The following is a 24,601-nucleotide window of genomic DNA, read 5'->3' on the forward strand; positions in this document are numbered from 1 at the left end:
CGAGTCATGGGCTAGACGATAAGAGGCCCCTGTCAGAGTGACGGGCACGATAGCTGTTGTATACTCTGTGCTTCTACTAGCCATTTGATAACTAATATAGCATTATCTACTAAGGACTATATTTCACTACATGACGATGATTGGCGCAATGGAAGGCATGTGGTATATCAATTACATGCACACATCGTCTTGGTACCTAAATATCGACGTAATGTCATGACCGAGAGAGTTAGTGACGAGATCAGATCTGCCCTCATTGAGGTGTGTACTCGTTTCGATTCCACCTTCGATGCTTTCGAAACAGACGGCGATCATGCCCACCTACTGATCACCAACGCAGCTACTGATCACCTACCCACCTACTGATCACCTACCCACCTACTGATCACCAACGCAGCTAAAGTTGCCCTGTCGAGACTGGTGATGTCCATGAAGACACTTATCGCCATGAGAGTAAGGGCAAAGAACTGGCCGGAAGTCCGAGAGGCTTTGTGGGGGGAGCACTTTTGGTCGCCCTCCTAGTCGATAGTGTCTTGTGGTGGAGCCCCATTAGAGGAAGTGAAACAGTACATAGAAGACCAGAAACTCCCAAGAGGTAAATCAGGTAGACCGAAAAAGAATTAGGTCGCTTGACCCCTCCCTTACGGAAACCGATTGCGCTCCCGTTGGTTCAAAATCAATTGAAAGTGGCCAAACTCAAAAGATAGGCCAAGCCAACTACTAGAGCTGAGACTTCGCTTCGTTTCTATCGTATCCGAAGATTACTGTCATAGCGAAGGCTCCTGTCAAGGCAACGGCCATGCCAATCAGGTACGGAACCATAGGCGAAAAGAGTGGTATTGACATAAAGCTTGGAAAAGCGAGAGAGACCATCTTGACGCCACTAGCACCAGCGATAGCGCCGCCAACTGCTCCGGCTAGAGCAACATAGATGAACGTCCTGCGATAATAAGGAAGAAAGAAACCGTAGAGGATTGGGCGGGTTTCACCCGAGAAGATAGCTGGAACCAAGCTCGCGCCTGCAAGTGCCTTGATATCACCCTTTCGACCTCGAATGACCATACCAAGTGCGAAACCGATCTGAGCAAATACGCCAGCTGATGCGGTTGCAAGGATGGGATCTCCGCCTTTAGCCAGATCCAAAATGACAATTGGAACGAGAGCTATATGCAGTCCGATTATCGTCAGAAACGTCCATGCTGCCCCCATAACGCCACCAGCGATGAGTCCATTGCCCCTAAATAGTGCAGTTACAACGTCACTAACCAATTTCCCCGCATAAGTTCCAAACGGGCCAACCACAATAGACGCGAGAGGAACAAAAACGATGAGCGACAGCATTGGGACCAAAAAGATCTTCAAGTCCTTCGGTACAACTCGGTTCAACCATCTCTCAACGAGGCCATAGAGAGGTATGGCAAAAAAGATCGGTAAGATCGTCGAGGAATAGTTAGCAAGCACCACTGGAATCCCGATAAAGGAGGTTCTGGCTCCGTGGGCGAGGAGCGAAGTGAAGTTCGGCTCCATAAGAGCTGCGCCAATTGCACTACCGATATACCCATTTGCACCCAGTGCGATTGACGCGCTGTAACCAAGGAAAATCGGTAGAAAGTAAAAGATAGCATTCCCGGCTGCCGCCAAAATTAGGTAGGTGCCAGATTTAGGGTCTATCCAATGAAACTTCAAAAGTATTGCAAGCAATGCTTTGATAGTTGCTGATCCCGCAAAGAGGGGAATCAGCGGACCGAACGAGGTCGAAATAAATTTAAAGATCCTCTGAACCACACTGCTGGCCCCGCCATCTTCAGCTTTTGATACCCCAGCATCGATTGTCCCAACCGCAATTTCCTCGTCCGCCTTTGCATCCGGACCGTTTTCTAATTTCATAGTAGAACCCCCTCGACTAAATACTTAATTTATCTATTCTTATCCCAGCCAATAATGAAAAATATTCAAAAATGAACAGTCATCTCCAAGGGATCAATTAGCTGCAATATGAAAAATGACATGGAAAACTAAAGGAGATGATATATCTCCATATTTTTATAATTTATAGTGTCGAATAGGTCAATTATGTTTAATCAAACCGATACACTAATTTGAATATATTGTTGACCTTGTAATCCACAATATCGCCATAAAAGAGATCCACATAGGCCACAGATGACTCTCGATAGATTCCATAGATTCGATAGAATCAAAAAGAGACTTCGTTACTTTCTCTTTCCGAAAGATCTCCTTGGTCGTCTTGTGATGCCTACCTAGACCGAAGAATCACAGTGGCCCACAGTGCTTCACGGTGCTCGACAGTGCCCCGCAACGCCCCAGATCGCCCCAACATCCCAGGCAAGATCTATCACTTGTAGTTGTAGTTAGCCATAGAACTCCATCGGCGCCTCAATTCATGGGCCGCGGCCTTCGGCTTTCTATCTCTCGTAAATACCCCCTTTTTGTTACCCTGTACTCGCAGAACACCTTGACTAGTCGCAAAGTCTGCAAAGTTCCAAACTTGTTCGCCTACCACCCAGGAGCACTTGTCAAAGACCTCGTGATAGGTAGATAGAAAGAGCGATTGAAACTCCTCGGTAAACATCACAGGATCTACATCGTGAAGGCCAGCCACAGTATCGGCTCCATACTCAGTCATTAGGATCGGCTTTTGTGGATGCAGATTATGCCAATCGATCAACTCTTGATGGAGATGCTCGCCAGCGGCCTCTAGATCTCCACTGTCGACGTACCATCCGTAATATCGATTTAGAGCAAGAACATCGACTAACTCTGCAACTTCGCACACCCCCGGCGTGGCCCACTGATGGGTAACGATCGTTACCGGACGCTTCTGAGGATCACACTTTCTAGCGAGTTCCACAAGGGGAGCAAAGTATTGCCGAGCGCCAGCCTCCTCAGAAGCTGGCTCATTAGCTATCGACCACATGACCACTGATGGATGATTTTTATCGCGCGCAACGAGCTCCTCGATAACCTTTTGATGATTAGCGAAGGTCCCAATGTGCTCCCATGTATTCCGATGCTCACGCGAACCAAATAGCACAGCGGCGAAGTTGAGGTGAAGGCCCACTGCAGGGGTTTCATCTATCACCACTATGCCTTGGCGATCGGCGAGGCGTAGTATCTCCTCTGAATATGGATAATGGGCGGTTCTAAATGAGTTTGCTCCAATCCACGCAGCCAGATTGAAGTCGGCAACATTTAGGGCTTCGTCGAATCCACGCCCATGAATAGAGGAGTCCTCGTGCTTACCAAAACCCTTAAAGTAAAATGGCTTTCCATTTATAAGAAACTGTGCATCTCTCACATCAACGGTTCGAACTCCAACCGGAATCGAATAGGTGTCCAAAACGACACCGTTCTCGCAAAGGTCAACTTCGAGATTATACAGATACGCATCTAGAGGTTCCCACAGGACCACATCGCCAATCTCCAAGGTCTTAGATGGCCCATCGCCGCTAGCAGCCAAATTGCCATCCTCGTCGCGCAGTCGCATCTTTAGGTGATTAGCACCGCCAACAACCTCCACGTCCACTTGAACATGACCAAGAGATCCAACCGTCGAAGTCACAACACTAAGATCGGAGATATAAGACCTCGGTGTCGTATAGATCTTCACAGGTCGATGTATGCCTGCGTAGTTGAAGAAGTCAAAGTTCGGTGTGTTTTTCACAACACGACCAAGGCCACTTATCTCTTGGTCAAAATAAGTTCCAACCGGCAGAGTTGTCTCATCAACGACATTATTTACCATTACGCTCAAGCGGTTTGGGCCCGAAATTAAGAATTTATTTATCTCGAATTCGAATGGTGTGAAGCCACCATTGTGCTCACCTACATATTTACCGTTGATGAATACTCGCCCAAAGTGCGTAACCGAACCAAAGCGAAGAACCACTCTCTCACTTAGAAGAACGCTCGGTACGCTAAATGTCGACTCATAACAGACCCACCCAACATGGTTGCGTATCTTTGAAGTTACCCCCAAATCGTTATAAGAGGCTGGAACTGCCATAGGCATAGCCCCAACGAGTGGGTGGTCGACAAATGTCTCATCGAACTCATCGCTTGTGCCAAGCACAAAAGACCAAATTCCACTTAGATCAATGACAGCTCTGGTGTCAGTACTTATTGGATACAACAAACCAAAGCACCCCCTATCTCTTATCTCGAGCCCCAAGAGTGCGGCGGTAGGTGATTAATCTCCTACGCACACGCTCACACAAAATCATTGATTGTTGAAAAAATAACTCATCAATATGAATGATTGTATAACATTTTTTATGCACACGTTCACATTGGGTAGAATTATTTTAAAAATCTGGAAATTGCAGGCCCAGAGCCCCACCAATACGAAGATCGAAAATGCGACACTTACGACAGCTATAGCGAGCACCAATAGTTGAAGATGTATCGATCACCCAAAATCGAAAAAGTACACACTTGCCATCTTTTCTTGTCCAACTAACCACTTCAGAGGCTATTTACCACCTCTATCTAGGCGCATGCAGGGATAGATTTGTGCGAGCTGTAACGCCGGTTGCACAAAGTAGGATCCCTACGTCAGATCCGTGCCTTCAACGTCATCACACCCACTATCCAGCCCAACGATCCCAATAGGTGGAATAGAGCAGTTGACCTGTGAATGTGACAAATCTAAAAAAAGTAATGTTATCGTGTGCATAATATGATTACAATTACTAGAAGGCACTGATAAGACCATTAAACGTCGCATTTGAAAACAAAGGGGAGGATCTAAGTTGTCCATCTTGATCACAAATGGAACCGAACTCCGAAATGCCGTGAATAGGCTCGTTCAAAATACGCCAGCAACCGATGTTCACACGCACCTCTACCCCGCAAGCTTTTCGGAACTGATGCTCTATGGAATCGACGAACTGCTCACCTATCACTACTTAGTAGCCGAGACCTTTCGCCATTCGTCCCTTAGTTACGATGAATTTTGGGGATTAGAAAAGCACCACCGAGCAGATCACATTTGGTCGACTCTCTTTTTGGAGCATACCCCGATAAGCGAGGCCACCCGAGGGGTTCTAACTACCATCAACAAATTGGGTCTCGTTAGTGATGAGCCAAAGCTTTCCCAATATCGAGATTGGTACGATCAAATCCAACCACAAGAACTTGTGGATCTCGTCTTTGATTTGGCAAAGGTAAAAGATGTTGTAATGACCAATGACCCCTTCGATCAAGACGAACGTGACAAGTGGAATTCAAAGGCCAATGTTCGCAGTAGCCTCGACAACAGGTTTCACTCGGCATTGCGCCTTGATCCCTTGTTGAATGATTGGGAGACGACCGCTAAAAAACTAAACCAATGGGGCTATAGGGTAGATGCGCAACTAGGCGAGACAGATGATGAATCATTAGGTGAGATAACTCGCTTTTTGTGGGAGTGGATCCAAAAGATCGATCCGCTCTATCTCGCGGCTTCGCTTCCTAGTGACTTTAAATATCCAAATTCCGACATTCGAACCATCTTGATCCAAAAGTGCATCCTACCCATCTGTGCTAAGGCTAAGTTACCACTTTCAATAATGGTTGGCGTCAAAAGAGGAGTCAACCCAAGCCTCAGGCTCGCTGGAGATATGTTGGCATCTGCAGACGTCACCTCGATTGAAAATCTGTGTCGCGACTTTCCCAATCAGAAGTTTTTGGTAACATTCCTATCGCGAGAGGATCAGCATCACCTAAGTGTCCTTGCACGAAAATTCAAAAACCTTATGATCTTTGGATGCTGGTGGTTCCTGAACACACCCTCCCTAATCAAAGAGACAACACAGATGAGATTTGAACTCCTTGGAACGAGTTTCGTTCCACAGCACTCCGACGCCAGAATCTTAGAACAACTTATCTACAAGTGGTCACACTCTAGGGCGGTCATAGCTGATGTGCTAGTTGACCAGTACCAAGGGGTCCTGGACACCGGATGGAAAATCACCCATGACGAAGTTGAGAGGGATGTAAATGACCTCCTCTCTGACAACTTCTGGAGGTTTATAAAGAAATAAGTTCTTCAAATGACTAAATATGAAAAATCATCTCTTTGACATGGTGCCTGGCCTTGGGCGCTAGCCAATACCACACCCAAGACTAAACCAGCAGTGCCATCATTGTCATAGCGTCTGAACTACCAAATCTAAGACGATGAAGAAAAAGCGGCGGTTGAAGATATAGATGCAACTTTGGATGACGATGCCACTTCATAGTGGGCAAATTTTATAGGTCAAAATTGCAAGTTATCCTGGTGGTCGTATAGACCTAGCAACGATCGAAATTGGGATCAAGAAATTGATCACTATGAAGCGAGAATAAAAGTGAAGAACTGGCCCAAAAAAAATGGACTAGCAGAATTGCTATTGCGGTCGCCGAGACAACAAGAGTATTTATCCAGCAGCCACAAAAACAACATTGACAAGGGTTTCGACTAATCAGATCGTTCTATCATGGCGCCCAATATAATCCCAAGATAATCCTCATAGAAGACCACAGCAGGTTTAGGCGCCCAGTGGCAGTCCAGATACATCCTACATAATCCAGGAATGACTAAAGGCGACGATGATCCCTCTGAATGAAAATCTAAAAGGCAAAACCGCGGTCATTACCGGTGGTAGCGGCGTTCTCACTAGCGCTATGGCCAAAGAGCTTGCACGTCACGGAACAAATATTGTGATTTTGAATCGAAACAAAGCTACAGGCGAGTCAATCGTGGCGGAGATCGAACAAAGAGGAGGAACCGCCATTGCGATCTCCTGTGACGTTTTAGATAAAGATAGCGTCAAAGCGGCAGAGGCATTGACTCTATCGATGTTTGGTTGTTGTGACATTTTAATAAATGGAGCGGGAGGCAATCATCAAGATGCCACTACCTCGGATGAGGTCCTAAGTGAAGCTGACCTTCTCGATGTGAATTCTCGAACATTATACGACCTTGAGATCGAAGGGATCGAGCGCGTAATCAATTTGAACCTACTTGGAACGATTATACCTTCTCAGGTTTTCTCAAAAAATATGATCGGTCTCCATGGCGCCACCATAATCAACATCTCATCGATGAGCGCATATACGCCACTTACTAAAATTCCTGCTTACTCTGCATCCAAAGCGGCGATAAACAACTACACCGCTTGGCTTGCGGTCTACCTATCAGAGGTCTCAATTCGAGTAAATGCAATAGCACCTGGTTTTTTCCTAACAAATCAAAATCGCAACCTACTTATGCAAGAGGATGGGTCGCTGACCCAAAGATCTAAAAAGATTATCGATCACACCCCTATGAAACGATTCGGCCTGGCCGAAGACCTCCTCGGCACTGTTATATGGCTGGCTGACGACAATCTTTCGGGCTTTGTCACCGGTGTCACAATACCGATAGACGGAGGTTTCATGGCCTACAGCGGAGTTTGAATCAAGCAACGAGCCCCCAAAAAATTGGAATTTATACCAAAAGACCCAGAGTTGCTGGGAGATCGCTATTTAGCTCAGGCCAATCGTAACTAATCCCAGGTCGCCGGCAGTAAGGCATTAGTCGCATTTGAAAACAGCCCATCAATCATCGAGCCTGGCCCTTCATTAACAGTTCCCCAATCGATGTGGAGCTTGTCGACACTACAACGACTGAGGAGGCGCCCAGTTCCCGATTGGCACATAGTTCGTCGGCGCGCTCATCGCGGCTTGGCTTTGTCGATCGGTTGAGCCATACCTGTGACAGCCAAGTGGGTGGACATCTTTTTTATTTGGCAAGAGAGCTTCGATCGCGACCCGGATCGTATTTGCAGCCTCCGAGTCAAGTGCATGCATAATGGTATCGCCTGCAATGGTATTGGGTTTTTGTATAACCTACATTTGCCCAGAAAAAAGTCAATTACCGATAGATGTTATCTTCGGCGCCTAACTATCAGCTCATAGGTACACTGCCTGTCTGCGCGGCCTCTAACCTAAAGAGATGACTAATCAACCAAAAGCGTCCTCCGTCCCGCGCTGGTTTACCGACCACCAGGAAGGCCATTCCGAGTGGTACATCGAGCGGTTCCGCAAAATGGCGGCCGAAGGCGCCGACCTGGATGGCGAGGCAAGATTGATAGATGCACTGGTAGCCCCCCACGCACGGATCCTCGACGCCGGCTGTGGTCCCGGCCGGGTAGGCGCAGCTCTCTTTCGGCGGGGCCACCAGGTCCTGGGCGTCGATGTCGACCCACTACTAATCGATGCTGCACGGCAAGATCACCCCGGCCCGACATGGTTGGTGGCGGACCTGGCGGAGCTAGACCTAGCAGCGATGGAACACCCCGAAACCTTCGACGGGGCCGTTCTCGCCGGAAATGTCATGCTCTTCTTAGCGCCGGGCACCGGCGCTCAGGTGCTCGGTCGGATAGCACGGCACCTTCGCTCGGACGCTCCTATCGCCGTCGGATTTGCCCTGGATCGCGGCTACTCAATCTATGACTTCGATATGGACTTGGCACTTGCCGGGCTCACGGTAGAGCATCGCTTTGCCACCTGGGATATTCGTCCTTGGACAACATCGTCCGATTATGCCGTCAGCGTGCTGAGGACCAGTGCAGGCGGTTGAGACCGATTACCCTACCGCGGAGCCGCTACGGTCGAAAGACCGCACAGTTCAAGCTCAGTCCTGGGTCAAATCGCCAACAACCGGAGTCGACGTAAGGAATTTTTCAGAGATCGGGGGATCAAGGATCCACGGGGCGCATTCAAGACCTGCCACGGCAGCATTCAAGACTTTCGAAGTGCAATGACCTACGGCCAAGATCGCGAACGGACCACGCTTGGAATTGAGCGCCGAGCGCACCTTTGGCGTCGACACAATGCTCGCCGATGAACGTCAAGTTGAAGTACTTGTCGAGAGTGTTTCCAGAACGTCCACGGTCACCCTTCAGCGTCCAGATTTGTTGGCCGGACAATGTGGGAGTTCGGATTTAACGGTGGCTAGGGGTCAAAGGTTCTTTTAACGAAGTCGATTTCACAGTGGTAACGGCGTTCTATCAAAAGGCGATTCGAACCGTCACGCGATGAAGGAGCTTCTGTGAAAAAAGTTTGTCGGTTAGGCACGGCTCAGCAATGAGCTGTAGCTAACCCGCCACGCAATATGACCCTGGGCCTCCAAAAGGCTGACCTTAACGGAGTAGATCCCGAATCGTCTCTGTAGCCTTGTCAACTACCATACGACGGCCATTATAGGGTTAGAGGTTTCTTATCGCCAGATCCATAAACATTGCGATATCAAGAGATAGGTCAGCAACGATGCTCTTTAGGCGACGGTTCTTTAGATTCAAGTCCAATGAGTAAGCTTCGCTTTAGTCCCCTTCATAGCGGCGTAGGTACTCTTACCAAGATGCCGAGTCGTATCGGTAACTGCAGCACCTTAGGCTTTTTTAACAAAGCGACGACGTCACTATGGTTGCACCTTCGTTGAGCATCTTGTCCCCTTCGACGATCTTCTTGCGCACCTGTTCTGGGGTATGCCTTTGCGACTTCACAATAATTTCCTCCATCTACATTATGGATACAAAGCTCACATTGGTATCGGATCATCCAATTGGGAGCCTACGTAATAGACACCAGCCATAGCGAGCTAGATGCAGGTGAGATCTGGAATATCTATACGACTCTCACTAAAGTAGAAGATGCCTTTAGATCCCTCAAGAGTGATCTTGGACTTCGACCGGTCTATCATCAACTAGCTAGCCGAACAGCTGCTCACCTTTTCATCTCAGTACTTGCCTATCACCTCCTTAGTGCTATTGAGCTGACCTTGAGGCAAAATAACGATAAGAGAAGATGGTCAACCATCAAAGAGCAACTCAACAGTCACCGCCGAGCCACCATAGTTCTTACATCAGATAAAGGCGTTGTCTATCACATCCGCACTAGTGGTGTTTCTGAGCCGGTTCACAAAGAGATCTACCGTCTCTTAGGAGTTAGTGATCCCCCTAAACGGATAAAGACCATTGCGACGCATTTGTAGTGTCCCAACGTAAGACCACATACTCAACTAGCTGGGAGAATGGTTTGATTTTTGGAAAGATGGGTCAAGAGAATTTGCGTAGAATTGCTGATGCTCTAAGTAGGCTAGCCTGAATCGATTGGGCCGCAATTGATAATCATTGCAGCTCCCCATTACAAGCATGAGAAAGTCCCCATCAAAGATGGCTGGGTCAGCTTTTGATTCTCAATAGTCGATGCCTGATTATTTCGATATTGCATCCTAAAGGATCCAAAAAGATCCAGAGCTAATTCACATATTAACCAAAGTGGAATCTATCGCCTTAAATCAGCCAGTGGGTTCAATGAACCTTCCCCAAGCTAGATGGCCGCTACGGCCATTGAGACCAAAATGGTTCAACATATTGAAGTTTGCTTCCTCGCCCATGAAGGATAGAAACTACCGCAGCGCTCATCTTTGTACCCTCAAAAACCCGAAGGGTCGAATTTTGACCAACTGCGCGCTCTCAACCCCAAAAGATACAGGTAACGTCTTCATCGATTGCCGCCAACATCTCATCGAGCGTACCGGCATCGACAAGGTCATATGGATTCCACTTGTTATTACGGTCACGCCAGAAAAGCGACCACTTACCGGTAGAAACATTGACGCGAAGGCGAGCAACTTCATGCTTCGTCCACTCCGTAAGCGACTCATGCCAAGGCGCCCGACACTCAACGATTGTAACCGTATTGCCTCTGACTGACGACTCAACCCGCACTTGGTCACGCGCCCTAGTTGGCACTCTTTGATCGCAGTACCGATTAATTTTGAAAAGCTCAAATTCCGAAACAGCCATACTTCAAGCTTAGATTGTGGGCCTTAAAACCAAGAACTATGATGATAGTGAGATCCCTAGATCGAAATCGCCATGGACAACTCGCAAATTCCGCTCAAAAAAACATCCAGAGGTGAAATTGGTTCCAAGGGGACCAAGCCGGGACAATTGCGTAACCCGATCTAAAGCTCAAATTCGAGCCAAAAATGGCAATCCGGAACTCCCATAGAGGCGATTTCAACCGTAGCGTAATATTTCGCGCCAAATCAAACGATTAAAATACAACATATTAGGTACGACAAATAAATCTATAAACCAATACAGGGAATAATCAAGCTCAACCCGGGCTTTGCATGACATGTCTAAACAACCTCAATTGACTCTTTACTGGCGTCAAGGATGTCCATTTTGCTCATCCCTGCGACGAGAACTCGCTTTAGCTGGCGTTTCCCTTAGCAAGGAAGTCAACATCCGGAAAGACCCTCTGGGAGCGGCATTCGTACGACAAGCCGCCGGGGGAAACGAAACCGTCCCGACGCTTGTGATCGACGATGTGACTCTAGTAAATCCAAGCATTTCACAGGTTGTAAACGCCATAGGGCGCGCTCACCCCGACTTCGTTCCCAACAAGCCTCTCGATCCCGCGCCAAAATCCTGGCTACGTGGGATTCAGCTAGGTACGGTTGCAGTCCTAATAGTGGTGAGCTTCATAATTGAACGCCAGATCAACAGCATCGCATCGTATGCGGTCGATATAGCAAATATTGCGATCTACCAATTATTCAATTGGCTGCGACGTCGCAAGGTAGTCACCTACTCAGTTAAGGCTGACAGCTAAGCCCTATCCTTTTTGGCTACCCTTCAATCTTCAATCTTCGCGGCTTGGAACAGCGCTTTGTGGTCGGCAACGTCAAAAATACACCAAATCTCATCAATTTCACCATCGTTGCTGTCCTGCGAGACAAGTGCGAAATTTCAGATCCATGAGAATTTAAGCTGGGATTTAGATGAGCAATTAGGCGCAGATACTCAAACTTCGCATTCCAATAAAATGAGATCCTTGACCGTCTGTATTGGATTAAATTGAATCATGTGACACCAATTTAGATAATATAGCTTCACGCAATTGCCCGCAATCGATCCTAAACTTCTACCACGTTAAAGGCGTGATACCAACCGATACATTCCCGAAGATGGGTTATTGTTGGGGAGCTCTGAACCATTCTGGTCGTACATCTGATCGAGCCTCTCACTATGTTTAATGGCAGTAGCAAGGCGTGGTAGATACAGGTTGGGATTAACCTCTTTGCCTTTGGAATTATCGAAAACCATTCGGATATTGGATGCCTTTGAGCAATTCAGCGTACTGCGATGATCACAAAAGTGCAGGATTAACCAAAGTTCGAAGCAAGGATTCGAAATCGCGAGTTCAATATTGTTATCTTTCGCAAGCTTGATAGCTTGGTTTATCGTTTTGTGATCATCAACGTCAAAAACACACCAAATCTCATCAATTTCACAATCGTTTCTTTCTGCAAGCTTAACCGCCTTTGAAACCAAATTCAAAGGTGCAGAATCACCGGTTCCAGAAATTACCTTCAAATCAACTACAGAAGTTTTGCTACCTAACCTCCTAAGCGCATTGAGATAGATAGGTTCGGTTCGTGCTCCTTCACAAAAGACCACAAAGGTCCTTTTCGGCTTCAAATCTCCGACTTTACGACCTAGACTACCTTTGTCAGCTCTCATTCGATTGGATGTCGCCTTAGCCATTAATCCGAGGACGCCACAGGGCCAAGTAAACGAAAAAACGCCAATTGATCGAGATATGGAATTCCACCAAATCTCCCTTGGAGATATGCCTTTTCTAGATTTAACGACCTTCGAACCATGTCACCGCTGAATTCAGCCAAAGCTTTCAGAGACGTTGATCCATTTGCACCCTTCTCGGTAAACCACACTTCATCGCGATTTAGATGATTCAACAAACTAGTGTCATGAGTCGTAAAGATCAACTGTGCATTGTTAGGATTAGCAGATGGATCCTGAAATAGTTCAACAAGTCGCGCCGACAAGTTCGAGTGAAGGCCCGCATCAATCTCATCTATAATTAGAACCTGACCAAACTCAAATGTCTTCAAAATTGGACCAATGAGAGAAAACCACCTTCGCGTTCCTTCTGACTCCTCTGCAAAATCAAAAGCAAGCTCCTGTCCTGGTGCTCCATGAATTAATTTCAATTGCTTCCCGGGGGCATTACTGCGTAGCCGTGGCGTATTAGGAAGATCCTCAAGCACATTCTGCGGTATTTGCACCTCGATGATTCCAAGATCCGCAAAGCGCAATAGGGCCATGGCCATCTCTCGAGACGTGAATCTTCCGGGAACAATGTCATCAAATAGGGATTGTGTTGCGATCCCGTCGCCCTCTTCGAAGATTCTCTGAGTGGATCGATGCCATGTTGGCCTAGAGAATCTGCTCGTATTCCATGAAACGTTCCCGACGAATCCGAAGCCCGAAAGTGCACTAGCGAACGAAGAAATTTCCCGAACCTGAAGCTTTGCAGCTATAGAAAGGACCATCATGGTATTAGTCAGCAACTCTCGGATCCCAGATAATGAAGTAATCCCACGCCGTAGTTCCAATTGACCACCCTCACGCCTAAAAAGGAGTCGCCGCCGGCGCTCTGGATAGCTATACAGAGATTCAGCGCGAATACCATTGCGATCGAATTCAATTTGATAGACGTATCGAACTTCTTGCACCAACATCTCTACCTCGAATTTGGTCGAACTTATTGGTCCAGTTCCAAATCTAAACGGCTCATAGGCTATTTCGTCGTCCCAAAACCTTAGCGAAACCCGCACCGCGTTGAATAGCCAATAGAGCGCGTCGATAACGTTTGACTTTCCAGATGCATTAGGCCCATGATTTCGGCGGTCGTCAATACCACCTGTGAAATAGATTCGAATTTTCGCACCGCGTTACGATCTTCGTCGACGGCAATCACGAACAGTTCGGCGGGCTCGAAAATGGACCTGTAATTTGAGACTTCAAATCTAAGAAGCACATGCCACATGATGGCCGAAAAACTGCACTTAGAACCGCTATTTCGTCAAATAATTACGAAACCCCATCTAAAAATACAAAAGACCGAACAACAAATTCCAAAGCGGAAGCTGAATGGCTTAGCGTCATCTTTATGATCACTTTTGTGTGTATGAACGCCTTTTGATTCCCGCCAAAAGCAAGAGGATATCAATTAAAAGTGATGATGACTGCTCGGTCAGGTTCTGCAATAAATACAATAAACAGGGGTCAAAGATCAAAAACGACTCGAAGAGCGATCTTTGGGCGCCTTCCTTATAAATTTGAGATAATCGTCGGCAATATCGTTAGCTCGTGAACCCTTTACCCTGTCGTCAATCTGACCAGAAAACAATTCACCCGATGTGACATGAAAGTTCCAGAGATGATCAAAGTTGCGCCAAAGCAAGCACTTAGAGCCCATGAGAGACCCGGTTCTGCGTAATCTCTTCTTAAAATTAGATCACACGTTCGCAATGACAGATCTATCGATCACGATCTCAGTCGTAGCGTTACCTCTAGCGCAAACCCACAATGAACACGAGCTCTAATTCTGATCCTGGCGTGCTTTACAAAATGGCATCTTCATTTAGACGAGAAACCTCCAGGATGACTCAAAGTTCTCCCTGAGGTCGATGGAACATATCTATGCGAAAAACGCCAGAGGTAAAACATTCTCAATAAATGAGGTGAGGGACAAATTGATCGACAGTAACGACGAACTGTCGCAATTGGCAAAAAACGCAGAACCGATTCATTTCTGAAACCCCGGAAGGCTGATATTGAGCCAAACCTAATAACGGTTATCACCGAAACAGGTCTGCAGCGTGCGGAGTAAAATTAATGAGTCGCCTTCGCACAGATTGTCAGTATTGTATAGAGGCGCACGCCAGTAGCCACGACAGAGCGACCAACGGATCCCTACTCGATCCATAGAGAAGATTGAAGGTTCAAAGGCCTTTGTCGCTGAGACTTCAAATCAAAAGATCCTCCTTGTCTTCGCGAATAAGACAGCATCCTTCTCATACACCGTGACGCAGCGACTCAAAAGATGACTCAATGGAAGCTCATCCGTGACTTTCAATCTCGCAATTGACCCAACAAACTCAGCTCCCGTCCATATCGATCGTCAAATCTGGCTAGTTCAATCAAGTGATCCGGACTTCAGATTTAACGGTGACTACGGGCCACTAGTACATTTTATGAAGCTCGCATAGTCAGTATGGGTTTTCAGATGGCAGACCATTTCCGCAAAGGGCTAGTTTTCAAATGTCGGACCTGTTTCCAAATGTCGAGAGTTTTCATTTTCATATACCCTACAAACAAATGGTAGAAATCCTCAGCCAATGTAATATTGGCGGCCATGTGAATTTAGACAAATAGCCCGTAAAACAATTGGACCTTCGCGAAACGAGGGCCGATAATCGATGGGAGCGTGGACAAAAGCCTCTAATCCATTAGTAACTTCATAGCGATACTTAGCTTGAAAGCCCGAAATTTCGGGCCAAGGAGGTGGTCGTAATGATGTTCTGGTATGGAGGTCATTTGGTATTTTGGCAGGCGAGCCTAATGTGGGTCGCAATGATAGCTTTCTGGGGGTTAATTGCTTGGGCAGTCTATGTCCTGTTAGCACGAGCAACCCAGGGACCTGGACACGCGGATCATAGCCTCGAAGCACATCACACCATCGATCAACGCCTTGCTAATGGTGAGATCAACCTTGAGGAGTATCAAAGCCTTCACGAAGCGATCGGCCATAGAGAGCGCACCTCAATGGGTAGCGGAATTAAAAGATGATCGCAAACTCGCTGGCTAGGTGGTCAGCGAGTTTGTTTCGATCTCGAGGAGCCTTATCATGGTGCTGACTCGTTTATCACCGATAAAAAAAGATGAGAAACGACGAGTGGCGACTCCAAATCGTCATTTGGATCTCTTTCGCTCAAATCTACTCCACCCACGTAATGGCTGCACAGGAAATAGCGACAAAAGGTGCGACTGTACTAGGTATCGCTGCAGGAGGTATCAGCGATACCGCTCGATAAGGCGACCTGAGCTAAGAGATCGCTCCGACCACGATGAACTTCAACACTGACAGTCCTACAACGCTCGATGAGATCCCCAAGCTACCTGAGGCCTTCTTTATCTTGGATCTGGAGCACCTAGGGTATCTTCACCTATTGCCTCCCAGATATTACAGATGTGATGAAAAGTTAATTTTTGAAAAACTACAACCAAGAAAAGAGAGACGAGATGAAGCAATGGCGACAACTACCCAATCCCCATCGAGGCCAAGCCAAGATCTCGACCTCGGGGCCAACTGGTTGCGACCGCGAAGCATCAACATCACACCCGGCGATAAAATCAGTCGCGTGGCTATCGGCCTTGTGTCCATCATTTCCAGCGCCGTTCTCCTGACCTCTGCCGGGGGCGTGCTCTCCGCAGTTCTCAAAGTACTACCGATCGGTATGGTGCTCGATTTCGCTTTAGCCGATACGCTCAGCCAAAGCGCTTTGTATGCTAAGTGCGGTTGTGTTCCTGCCTCGTTTGGAAGGTCACAATTAAAGCTACCGTGGACATTAGAAAGCCAGGCGCCTCGATAGGCTACAGCCACCCAAATCATAGTAGCCATAGTTGGATGATGATCGCAAGCTGGGTCCCCATGTTCTTCATAGTGGTCGTGCTCTTGATGACAGATACCCTTGGCATCAGCTTCCTATTCGTTCCGCTCGCCTGCATCGCGGTGATGGTGATGACAATGCGCACATGGGCCACAAGCAATGGCAACATTTGACTATTTCAAAACAGAAAGGTACCGCAAATGAATATTAATGATGTCACGGTCCTAGCCCATCTTTCGCAGAATTCCCGAAAAATCGCCCCAATTGGCCCCTTTTGAGTTGATTTTTGAGGATTTTCGGCTTGGGTGATTTATAGATTTCCTGGTAGATGGGTATTAGGTCTTTTTGGGTCGCGAATGTAGTGTCCTAATTTTTGAGTAGTTTTGATTATAACTTGCATTAGCTCTGACATGGTGCTATTGTCTTGTTGTGTTTATCCGTGAAACTCCAACAGTTAATAAAAAGACCGGCGTTAGCTACAGTAAGTACCAACTCGTTGAGTCCTACCGCTGTGAAAAAGGTCCCCGTCAACGTATAGTAATGACCTTGACCGAACTGGACCTGGATAAGTCATTGTGGCCAGCTCTGGCCAATGCAATTGCCCAGAGACTCTCTGGAGTAACCTCACTCTTTGAATCAGATCCTATTATTGCCAGATACGCAGATCTAGCAATCACTAAGTATGCAATTCGTTCCGAAGTTGCAGCCGCTAAAGAAACAAGAGCTACTGAGGCTGACCTTGAGATGGTGGATCTCTCTAGTGCTAAGACTATCAATAGTAGAAGTATCGGTCCAGAACTCATAGGAAACTCGTTCTATGAAGCTCTTAGCTTCGATAAGATCCTAGAGAGTGCAGGTCTATCGGGTGAATCCCTTGGTATTGCCAAGGCAACGATAATAGCTCGTCTTATTCATCCTGGATCTGATCGAAAGACCTATTCGTATATCAACTCCAACTCTTCACTACCTGAGATATGTGGTATCGATCTCTCTAAGTTTCACAAGGATAAGGTCTATGCAATTGCAGATAAGCTCTATGACGCTAAAGGCGTCATAGAGCCAGCACTCTATAGAGCTAGCTCTGATCTCTTTAGGACGAATACCAGGCTCTTTCTCTTTGATCTAACCAACACCTACTTCGAAGGTTCTACTAAGGGGAACTCCCTAGCTAAACATGGACATTCCAAAGAGAAGCGTTTTGATTGCACATTAGTTTCTCTGGCACTACTTGTTGATCACAGGGGACTACCCATCTACTCAGAGATACATGAGGGCAATACCTCTGAGCCTAGAACTCTCATTAGCGTACTTGATGCCTTGGAGTCTCTATCGGATGGATCTCTCTTTGGGGATGTTGTTCCTACCATTGTGATGGATAGGGGAATTGCTACCAAGGCAAACCTAGAACTTCTCATTAAGCGCAATCTCAACTACGTAGTAATTGAGAGAGCTAACAAAAAGAGTCTCTATCGAAGCCATTTCATGGAGATGGAAGGCTTCACCGAGATCTACGATGCCCAAGGATCCCCAGTACTGGTGAAAAAGCTCCAAGTGGAACCACAAAAGCCACAAGGGCGAGTGAGAACACAAGTACAAGGACAAGTGCAAACGCTAGAAGAAGACACCGGCACTGACGACAATAGCAGTAATGGTGCCACCAGCAAGAATACCGGCGACAGCAGCAGCAAGGGCGACAGCAGCACCGACACCAAAATCATCAAGAGCGACAGCAGCACCGACACTGACGACTATATCCGTAATGGTGCCACCGGCAACAATATCAGCGACAGCACCGACACTGATACTAACGCCACCTCCATCTCCTCCTCTTCCACCTCCATCTCCTCCTCTTCCTCCAACAACAACACCACAACCGTGGTGTTGTGTCGTTCTTTGGGGAGATCCAAGAAGGAATCAGCGATCTCTAGTCAAGCTAACGAGAGATTCTTAGTAGATATCACTTCGTTGAATACCTCAATCACAAAGGGTTCTATATCTAAGACCACAGTTGTCTCAGAGCGTATCGGACGCATCAAGGCCAAGTACCCAAGTATTGCTTCCAAATACGAGATATCCCTTGAATATCATCAAGACCATGGCAAGATCATCAAAAAGAGACGCTTTGACAAAGTAATCAATCTCACTATTACAGAAAAACCCACTAAAGCCAAAGATGATAATCTCCAAGGAGCCTACGTCATAGACACCAGCCATAGCGAGCTAGATGCAGGTGAGATCTGGAATATCTATACGACTCTCACTAAAGTAGAAGATGCCTTTAGATCCCTCAAGAGTGATCTTGGACTTCGACCGGTCTATCATCAACTAGCTAGCCGAACTGCTGCTCACCTCTTCATCTCAGTACTTGCCTATCACCTCCTTAGTGCTATTGAGCTGACCTTGAGGCAAAATAACGATAAGAGAAGATGGTCAACCATTAAAGAGCAACTCAACAGTCACCGCCGAGCCACCATAGTTCTTACATCAGATAAAGGCGTTGTCTATCACATCCGCACTAGTGGTGTTTCTGAGCCGGTTCACAAAGAGATCTACCGTCTCTTAGGAGTTAGTGATCCCCTTAAACGGATAAAGACCATTGCGACGCATTTGTAGTGTCCCAACGTAAGACCACATACTCAACTAGCTGGGAGAATAGGTTGATTTTCGGAAAGATGGGCTAGCAGCAGACGTCTTGGTCGCAGGCGGTCTAGGTTGGTGGTTCTTTGGACCAAAGCATGTCACCGCTACCGACGTCGTCGCCGGAATCCAGACCGTGCGAGTCACCGTGCGAGGTGGGTACACCCCGAATCGAATTCTAGCTCACGCTGGCGTACCTCTGCACTTAGTCTTTGACAGACAAGAGTCCGGCGATTGCACGTCGAGGGTTATCTTCCCTGACTTTGGAGTCTCAGCTGAGCTACCAACATTTGGTGAGGCGAGCCTCGACTTTACCCCGGCTAGACCTGGCGAATACGGATTTGTATGCGGAATGAACATGATCCACGGGTTCCTAATCGTGGAAGACCAGGCCACTCAAGATCAAGGCGATACCCTAGAGACCACCGTCATTGACGCGACCCACACTGACAATGGCGCCACGAACGACAAAAAAATAGTAGTAACCGAAATCGCATCCAACAAAGACAAACAGATAGCCACCATAATCGTTGATGGTGGCTATCGTCCGGACAAGGTGGGAGCCCTAAGGGGACTCCCCCTCAGTTTGATCTTTGATCGACGCGAAGACGGAGCATGTTCGGATCGAGTTGTGCTTGCCTCCCTTGGGATCGACCTGGTGCTCCCAGCACATGAAAAGACCACGGTAGATCTGGGCGTGCTGGAGGTGGGAATCCATGAAATCTCATGCGGTGAAAACATGCTCCACGCCACTATCGAGGTAATCAACGACGATGGCAGTTGGACACGCGACGATCTTAAATCAGCGACCACCACGAAGATACCAGTCGAAATGGACATGGTCAAAAAGCCATCCCCTCCACCATCTCAGACACCGGTGATCGTTCCACCGGTAGTTCGCGACGGCTCAGGGCACCCAAGTGCTTCAGAATCCGAAGTCGATGAAGATTCTGAGGACGCGGAGCGACTGGCCGAGATCACCGACCTCTGACGCAGAGTTGTTATCGGAACCGTGCTTACCGTTCCAGTGCTCTTTGGCGTAATGACCAAAGACTTTCTAAACGCCACTTGGCTGCCGGGAATCTTTGTCAATCCATGGTTCGCTCTCGTATTAATCACACCGGTCTTTATCTACACTGGATGGCCGATCCACCGAGCCGGGTGGCTTGGTCTCGCGCATCGCAGCCCCGATATGAACTCACTAATCACCCTCGGAACTTTCGCCGCGTTCCTCTACAGCCTTACAATCACGCTCGCACCATCGATCGCACCAGTGCGCCTACGTGGCGTCTACTACGAGGAAGTTGGATTCATCTTAACCCTGATCCTCTTCGGACGTCTTATTGAGATCCGGGCCAAGGCTGGCACGGGCCAGGCCATCAGGTCATTACTCGGCCTCCAGGCGCGGACTGCGCGGGTCATTCGCGACGGGATCGAAGCCGAACTCCCCATCGAGGACGTGCTCCCTGGTGACCTCGTGCTCGTACGCCCAGGCGAAAAGATCCCTGTCGATGGCGAAGTAGTTGAGGGTCACTCAGCGGTCGACGAATCAATGGTGACCGGCGAGCCGATCCCGATCGAAAAGGATCTCGGCGCCATGGTAGTCGGAGCCACCATGAATGGCACAGGGTCGCTTCGGATCCGCGCGACGCGTGTGGGAGCCGACAGCGTTCTCGCCCAGATTGTCGAGATGGTGCGCCGTGCACAATCTTCTAGTGCTCCTATCCAACGCCTCGTAGATAAGGTATCATCGGTATTCGTTCCCGTGGTGGTCTTTAGCATACTAGCAGCCTTTGCGATCTGGTACATCGCTGGCCCCACGCCCGTGTTTACATATGCATTAATCACCGCGGTTACCGTCTTGATCATTGCCTGTCCATGTGCTCTCGGGCTTGCTACACCGCTCGCAGTAATGGTTGGCACCGGCAAAGCTGCTACTTCGGGAATTTTAATCCGCTCCGCTGAGGCACTTGAGACCGCTGGAAAGCTCGATACAATCGTACTAGATAAGACCGGCACTATAACTGCCGGCCATCCATCTCTAACCGATGTCGTTGCCTTCGGTGATACCAATCCCATGGTAATGTTGGGCCTCGCCACTGCTGCTGAAGCCGATTCCGAGCATCCCCTCGCCTCTGCCATAGTTGAAGGTGCAGCCAACAGGCATGCCGAGATGACCAAGGCTCAGAGCTTCGAATCGATAACCGGCCAAGGCGTGCGCGCCATCATCGACGGTCGAGTCGTTCTCGTAGGAAATGCCAGGCTACTCCAGGGCGCGGGCGTCGACGACTCTGTCTTCGCCGATCAGGCGAGAACGCTCTCTTCGAATGGCAAGACCGCCATGCTTGTGGCCATTGACGGCAATCCAGCGGGTCTTCTCGGGGTCGCCGACTCTATCAAAGAGGACTCCATCGAGGCAGTCGCAGAACTGCGACGACTTGGCCTTGAAGTTATCATGCTCACTGGCGATGCTCAACTCACCGCACAAGCCGTTGCACGACAAGTCGGGATCGACAAGGTGCTGGCCGAGGTGCGCCCTGAGGACAAGGCCGCAGAGATCGGGCGGCTTCAATCTGAGGGTCGACGAGTGGCGATGGTAGGCGATGGAATAAATGACGCCCCGGCACTCGCTAAAGCCGATGTGGGATTAGCCATTGGTACCGGGACCGACGTCGCTATCGAGGCCGCTGACGTAACACTGATGTCTGGATCACTAGCTGGAGTCTGCATCGCCATCGGCGTGTCAAGAGCAACAATGCGCAACATCCGACAGAATCTCACGCTCGCCTTCGGATACAATATCATAGGTATCCCGATCGCAGCAGGACTACTCTACCCGTTCTTTGGGATCGTGCTATCTCCGATGATCGCGGCTGCCGCCATGGCGCTCTCATCGCTGTCAGTTGTCACCAACGCCAATCGGCTACGCCGCCTTCGTTTCCCACAGAGCGTAGCTGTTCCCCACGAGGTCGGGGAGGCAAAGCCACGCCAAACAGACGCCACTGAGTCCGTTTGATCTCGGCAAATGACAATCACCCGTCCCATCTTCTCAATTCGGAATGGATAACGGTCACACTAGTTACCATGTAGTACTTCGCCCATTGGCCTCCACCACAAATAAGACAAAACATCCCTAGAGTGAAGGCCAATGGGGGCCAAATCGACCCCGGATTATCTGTTGAAAGGCGGTGCATTCTTCGGGAAGGCAATACGGCTATTCATATCAACGCCTCTTAGCCAACTGACGCAATCCTTGAGATAATCGAGCCGACATCAGGGAGTTCACTCGGCTCGAGCCGCTCGAGAGAGCAGATTTCATCCATGTAGTGATCTGGGTTCAAACTGCACTGTGACTCCGGTATGTTCACCTTAGCGTTGGTCAACATGCGTCGGTATTCACCGGCGACCTCCTGACATTGCAGTACTTCTACTACGGGTTCGCTGGATTCCTTCCCTTGTAGACGGCTTTCCCGTCCTCTGACTACTACGAATCCTCCGCCCCATCTCAAGGCCATCAGCCGACGGTGGGCCCGCCCGTCTTCGCACTGGATGTGCGAGAGCGAGGGCGACCTCGGAATGGTTCCCATGTTCACCATGTTTCCTTTGACAGGATGGGTGCCCAGCTCTTCCGCTGCGGCCTCGTCATGGTTACGCCGGCGGCCTTCACCATGACCTCGTACACTGGCGTCAATAGTCATTGCACGAGTTATCCCTCCTATTACATAAGAACGATACGCACCGCTGCCCGACCCATATCTACCAGATTTGGGGTCGGTTCCATGCTTAAGCGGGTTCAACCACTGGTTCACTTTCGTTACACCACATTGGCTTGTTAGCCGGACCTGCGCTGTCTGGTAGTACCAACTCGTCCCGTCTTTGTCAGCTCAGGGATCGATGGGACATGGGGATATCGTGCGCTGTCTGGTAGTACCAACTCGTCCCGTCTTTGTCAGGACTGCTTCTCTGTTGCCAGCAACATTAAATTGACCCAGGATCAGCAACATTAAATTGACCCACCCTCCAGTAAGACTTGTCTGTGGAACATTCAAAACCACCCAGGTGCAATCAAATGCTTCAAGGGCAGGACATTAATGAATTTAATTGAATTAAGATCACAAGGACACAGCTATCACGAAATATCTAAACTTGACGGTGTATCTAGGAATACTGTAGCTAAGTACGTTCGTGATGGAGCAATGTGCGAAACTAAACCACCTAGAGCGCCTAGGGGATCAAAACTTAGGTCCTCTATAAGGAGATGATTGATGGTTCCCTAAAAACTCGGTCTATCTAGCACTTAACACAGACTCCCTGTGGAGTAATAGGCCACTTCCGGATGACACGCCGTTAAAAATACCTACGGTTGGAATTGAAAACTGACAACCGACCTTGAGCAGCGAATGCACACGAAGCTACCTTTGTTTTCGATTTCTGATCGCACCCTGGGAGTTCTTCTCCGGGTAACACCAATGGTATGAGAGCCATAAATCATTACCGATCGGCTCCGGGTATCCAGAGCTGATCGCTATCAAACATAGTTATCAATCACGGCATCAAAATAATAATCAATGTTGGGTTCGATTAACTCAAGGTGACGATATCACCCACAAAAGAAGCCGGCTTGCGCCTTAGTTTTCCTGTAAATAGATACAAAGAAATCGTTCTCGCTTAGCTAGGCTGGCGCAAATGGATTGGGCGTTGGACGAATCAACTGATCCGAGGTAGCCACTGGATTGGCTTTATTGATTTAAGTAATATCGATAGGATCTATCTTTCTTAGGAAACGATTTAGCATCTTTAAGGGTTGATATCTTGGCAACAATTAGGAAATTAGAGTAATACAGCACCGCCATATAGCTAAAGGAACAATTACATGCCTGAGCTTGACTACTTTCGAATCTATTCTCGCTGAATTTCCAACACTTGTTATCAAACGTCGCACCACGGCCCTAACCCTAGCTATCTACCTTGCGACCCTATCTATATTGCTGGCCGCTACTTTCAAATGGAGTGATAGAAAGCCCCAGAAGAGATTGTAATTTTCAAAGAGAGCTCATTTAGGATCTGCAGGATACAGCGGTGACCCACACTGGCGTACCCGAATTCTGACAATCATTGCGATCGTCTCAGCGGTGAGTTACGTATCGGGTTCCGCTCACGAGACGTAGTTCGCCCGCGAAATTATGGGGGCTATAACTATTCTCGTTTTTATAGCATTGGAAATTATGGTCGAGTGAAATTAGCACCTCAGTACCATCGCATCATAAGAACCGTAGGACGAGTTCATCGGTCGCTCAATTAGCAAATCAGCTCTCTTTCGGTAGCTCAAAAGCTCTAATCAAAGCCCCTACGTCAACGCCCAATAACGAATAAACTGACCGTTGATCCCCAATAGTTGCCCCTCAGAACTGATCCACACCAACCCGGTGGAATCGATAAAATGGC

General features: G+C 48.2%; 16 protein-coding genes and 3 pseudogenes. 12 read left to right on the forward strand and 7 right to left on the reverse strand.

Going from position 1 to position 24,601, the window contains the following annotated elements; genetic code table 11:
• The first annotated feature begins 84 nt into the window (after positions 1–84).
• Positions 85–522, forward strand: a pseudogene (tnpA, locus tag ACIDITHRIX25_RS91460) (IS200/IS605 family transposase).
• 198 nt (positions 523–720) lie between these two features.
• Here tnpA and ACIDITHRIX25_RS91465 read toward each other — a convergent pair.
• A complete protein-coding gene (locus ACIDITHRIX25_RS91465) occupies positions 721–1,887 on the reverse strand; it encodes a PTS transporter subunit EIIC (RefSeq protein WP_201732737.1) in 1,167 nt (388 codons plus the stop codon).
• Between the two features lie 469 nt (positions 1,888–2,356).
• Positions 2,357–4,156, reverse strand: coding sequence for a beta-glucuronidase (uidA, locus tag ACIDITHRIX25_RS91470; protein WP_052606798.1), 1,800 nt, complete (start codon positions 4,154–4,156; stop codon positions 2,357–2,359).
• A gap of 616 nt (positions 4,157–4,772) precedes the next feature.
• Here uidA and ACIDITHRIX25_RS91475 point away from each other — a divergent pair.
• The 3 genes from ACIDITHRIX25_RS91475 (at position 4,773) to ACIDITHRIX25_RS91485 (ending at position 8,605) form a co-directional block, all read left to right on the forward strand.
• Positions 4,773–6,044, forward strand: a complete 1,272-nt coding sequence (locus tag ACIDITHRIX25_RS91475; RefSeq protein WP_201732738.1) for a hypothetical protein — start codon at positions 4,773–4,775, stop codon at positions 6,042–6,044.
• Between the two features lie 547 nt (positions 6,045–6,591).
• Entirely contained in the window at positions 6,592–7,440 is an 849-nt protein-coding gene (locus ACIDITHRIX25_RS91480; protein WP_201732739.1) for an SDR family oxidoreductase, read from the forward strand.
• Positions 7,441–7,978: 538 nt separating this feature from the next.
• Positions 7,979–8,605 carry a class I SAM-dependent methyltransferase gene (locus ACIDITHRIX25_RS91485; protein WP_201732740.1) on the forward strand — a complete coding sequence of 209 codons (627 nt, stop codon included), beginning with the start codon at positions 7,979–7,981 and terminating at the stop codon, positions 8,603–8,605.
• A 54-nt stretch (positions 8,606–8,659) separates the two neighbouring features.
• Here the strand turns inward: ACIDITHRIX25_RS91485 and ACIDITHRIX25_RS91490 are convergent, their stop codons facing one another.
• A complete protein-coding gene (locus ACIDITHRIX25_RS91490; protein ID WP_052606789.1) occupies positions 8,660–8,857 on the reverse strand; it encodes a hypothetical protein in 198 nt (65 codons plus the stop codon).
• A 732-nt stretch (positions 8,858–9,589) separates the two neighbouring features.
• Here ACIDITHRIX25_RS91490 and ACIDITHRIX25_RS91495 point away from each other — a divergent pair.
• Positions 9,590–10,018, forward strand: a complete 429-nt coding sequence (locus ACIDITHRIX25_RS91495) for an IS1634 family transposase (protein ID WP_201732741.1) — start codon at positions 9,590–9,592, stop codon at positions 10,016–10,018.
• Positions 10,019–10,502: 484 nt separating this feature from the next.
• Here the strand turns inward: ACIDITHRIX25_RS91495 and ACIDITHRIX25_RS91500 are convergent, their stop codons facing one another.
• On the reverse strand, positions 10,503–10,835 hold the full coding sequence (locus tag ACIDITHRIX25_RS91500; protein ID WP_502756200.1) for a DUF3024 domain-containing protein: 333 nt from the start codon (positions 10,833–10,835) through the stop codon (positions 10,503–10,505).
• A gap of 337 nt (positions 10,836–11,172) precedes the next feature.
• On the opposite strand from ACIDITHRIX25_RS91500, the gene ACIDITHRIX25_RS91505 reads away from it, so the two are divergent.
• Positions 11,173–11,652 (forward strand): glutaredoxin domain-containing protein, encoded by a 480-nt coding sequence (locus tag ACIDITHRIX25_RS91505; protein ID WP_201732743.1) that lies wholly within the window; start codon positions 11,173–11,175, stop codon positions 11,650–11,652.
• A 320-nt stretch (positions 11,653–11,972) separates the two neighbouring features.
• On the opposite strand, the gene ACIDITHRIX25_RS91510 is transcribed toward ACIDITHRIX25_RS91505, so the two are convergent.
• A complete protein-coding gene (locus tag ACIDITHRIX25_RS91510; RefSeq protein WP_201732744.1) occupies positions 11,973–12,563 on the reverse strand; it encodes an RloB family protein in 591 nt (196 codons plus the stop codon).
• A 23-nt stretch (positions 12,564–12,586) separates the two neighbouring features.
• Entirely contained in the window at positions 12,587–13,681 is a 1,095-nt protein-coding gene (locus ACIDITHRIX25_RS91515; protein WP_201732745.1) for an AAA family ATPase, read from the reverse strand.
• 1,741 nt (positions 13,682–15,422) lie between these two features.
• On the opposite strand from ACIDITHRIX25_RS91515, the gene ACIDITHRIX25_RS91520 reads away from it, so the two are divergent.
• From ACIDITHRIX25_RS91520 to ACIDITHRIX25_RS91545, 6 genes and pseudogenes are all read left to right on the forward strand, one after another.
• Positions 15,423–15,698: an SHOCT domain-containing protein gene (locus tag ACIDITHRIX25_RS91520; protein ID WP_152626139.1), complete on the forward strand. Its 276-nt coding sequence runs from the start codon at positions 15,423–15,425 to the stop codon at positions 15,696–15,698.
• A 92-nt stretch (positions 15,699–15,790) separates the two neighbouring features.
• A complete protein-coding gene (locus ACIDITHRIX25_RS91525) occupies positions 15,791–15,943 on the forward strand; it encodes a hypothetical protein (protein ID WP_160291890.1) in 153 nt (50 codons plus the stop codon).
• Positions 15,944–15,976: 33 nt separating this feature from the next.
• Complete coding sequence (locus ACIDITHRIX25_RS91530) at positions 15,977–16,501, forward strand: hypothetical protein (RefSeq protein WP_052606782.1); 525 nt, start codon at positions 15,977–15,979, stop codon at positions 16,499–16,501.
• Positions 16,502–16,948: 447 nt separating this feature from the next.
• Positions 16,949–19,132, forward strand: coding sequence for an IS1634 family transposase (locus ACIDITHRIX25_RS91535; protein ID WP_201732746.1), 2,184 nt, complete (start codon positions 16,949–16,951; stop codon positions 19,130–19,132).
• A 79-nt stretch (positions 19,133–19,211) separates the two neighbouring features.
• Positions 19,212–19,526 (forward strand): annotated as a pseudogene (locus tag ACIDITHRIX25_RS91540) (cupredoxin domain-containing protein); the annotation flags it as partial.
• A pseudogene (locus tag ACIDITHRIX25_RS91545) lies at positions 19,515–22,172 on the forward strand (heavy metal translocating P-type ATPase). The pseudogenes ACIDITHRIX25_RS91540 and ACIDITHRIX25_RS91545, both read left to right, overlap by 12 nt.
• A 217-nt stretch (positions 22,173–22,389) precedes the next feature.
• Here ACIDITHRIX25_RS91545 and ACIDITHRIX25_RS91550 read toward each other — a convergent pair.
• Positions 22,390–22,953, reverse strand: coding sequence for a hypothetical protein (locus ACIDITHRIX25_RS91550; RefSeq protein WP_152626138.1), 564 nt, complete (start codon positions 22,951–22,953; stop codon positions 22,390–22,392).
• Positions 22,954–24,601: the final 1,648 nt, after the last annotated feature.

Source organism: Acidithrix sp. C25 (genome assembly GCF_904848545.2).

Excerpts from the sequence above, each read along its gene's own strand:
- ACIDITHRIX25_RS91465 (WP_201732737.1), bottom strand. The coding sequence starts at position 1,887 with ATGAAATTAGAAAACGGTCCGGATGCAAAGGCGGACGAGGAAATTGCG.
- ACIDITHRIX25_RS91500 (WP_502756200.1), bottom strand. The coding sequence starts at position 10,835 with ATGGCTGTTTCGGAATTTGAGCTTTTCAAAATTAATCGGTACTGCGAT.
- ACIDITHRIX25_RS91505 (WP_201732743.1), top strand. The coding sequence starts at position 11,173 with ATGTCTAAACAACCTCAATTGACTCTTTACTGGCGTCAAGGATGTCCA.
- ACIDITHRIX25_RS91485 (WP_201732740.1), top strand. The coding sequence starts at position 7,979 with ATGACTAATCAACCAAAAGCGTCCTCCGTCCCGCGCTGGTTTACCGAC.
- ACIDITHRIX25_RS91510 (WP_201732744.1), bottom strand. The coding sequence starts at position 12,563 with ATGAGAGCTGACAAAGGTAGTCTAGGTCGTAAAGTCGGAGATTTGAAG.
- ACIDITHRIX25_RS91480 (WP_201732739.1), top strand. The coding sequence starts at position 6,592 with ATGATCCCTCTGAATGAAAATCTAAAAGGCAAAACCGCGGTCATTACC.
- ACIDITHRIX25_RS91530 (WP_052606782.1), top strand. The coding sequence starts at position 15,977 with ATGAACTTCAACACTGACAGTCCTACAACGCTCGATGAGATCCCCAAG.
- ACIDITHRIX25_RS91520 (WP_152626139.1), top strand. The coding sequence starts at position 15,423 with ATGATGTTCTGGTATGGAGGTCATTTGGTATTTTGGCAGGCGAGCCTA.
- ACIDITHRIX25_RS91525 (WP_160291890.1), top strand. The coding sequence starts at position 15,791 with ATGAGAAACGACGAGTGGCGACTCCAAATCGTCATTTGGATCTCTTTC.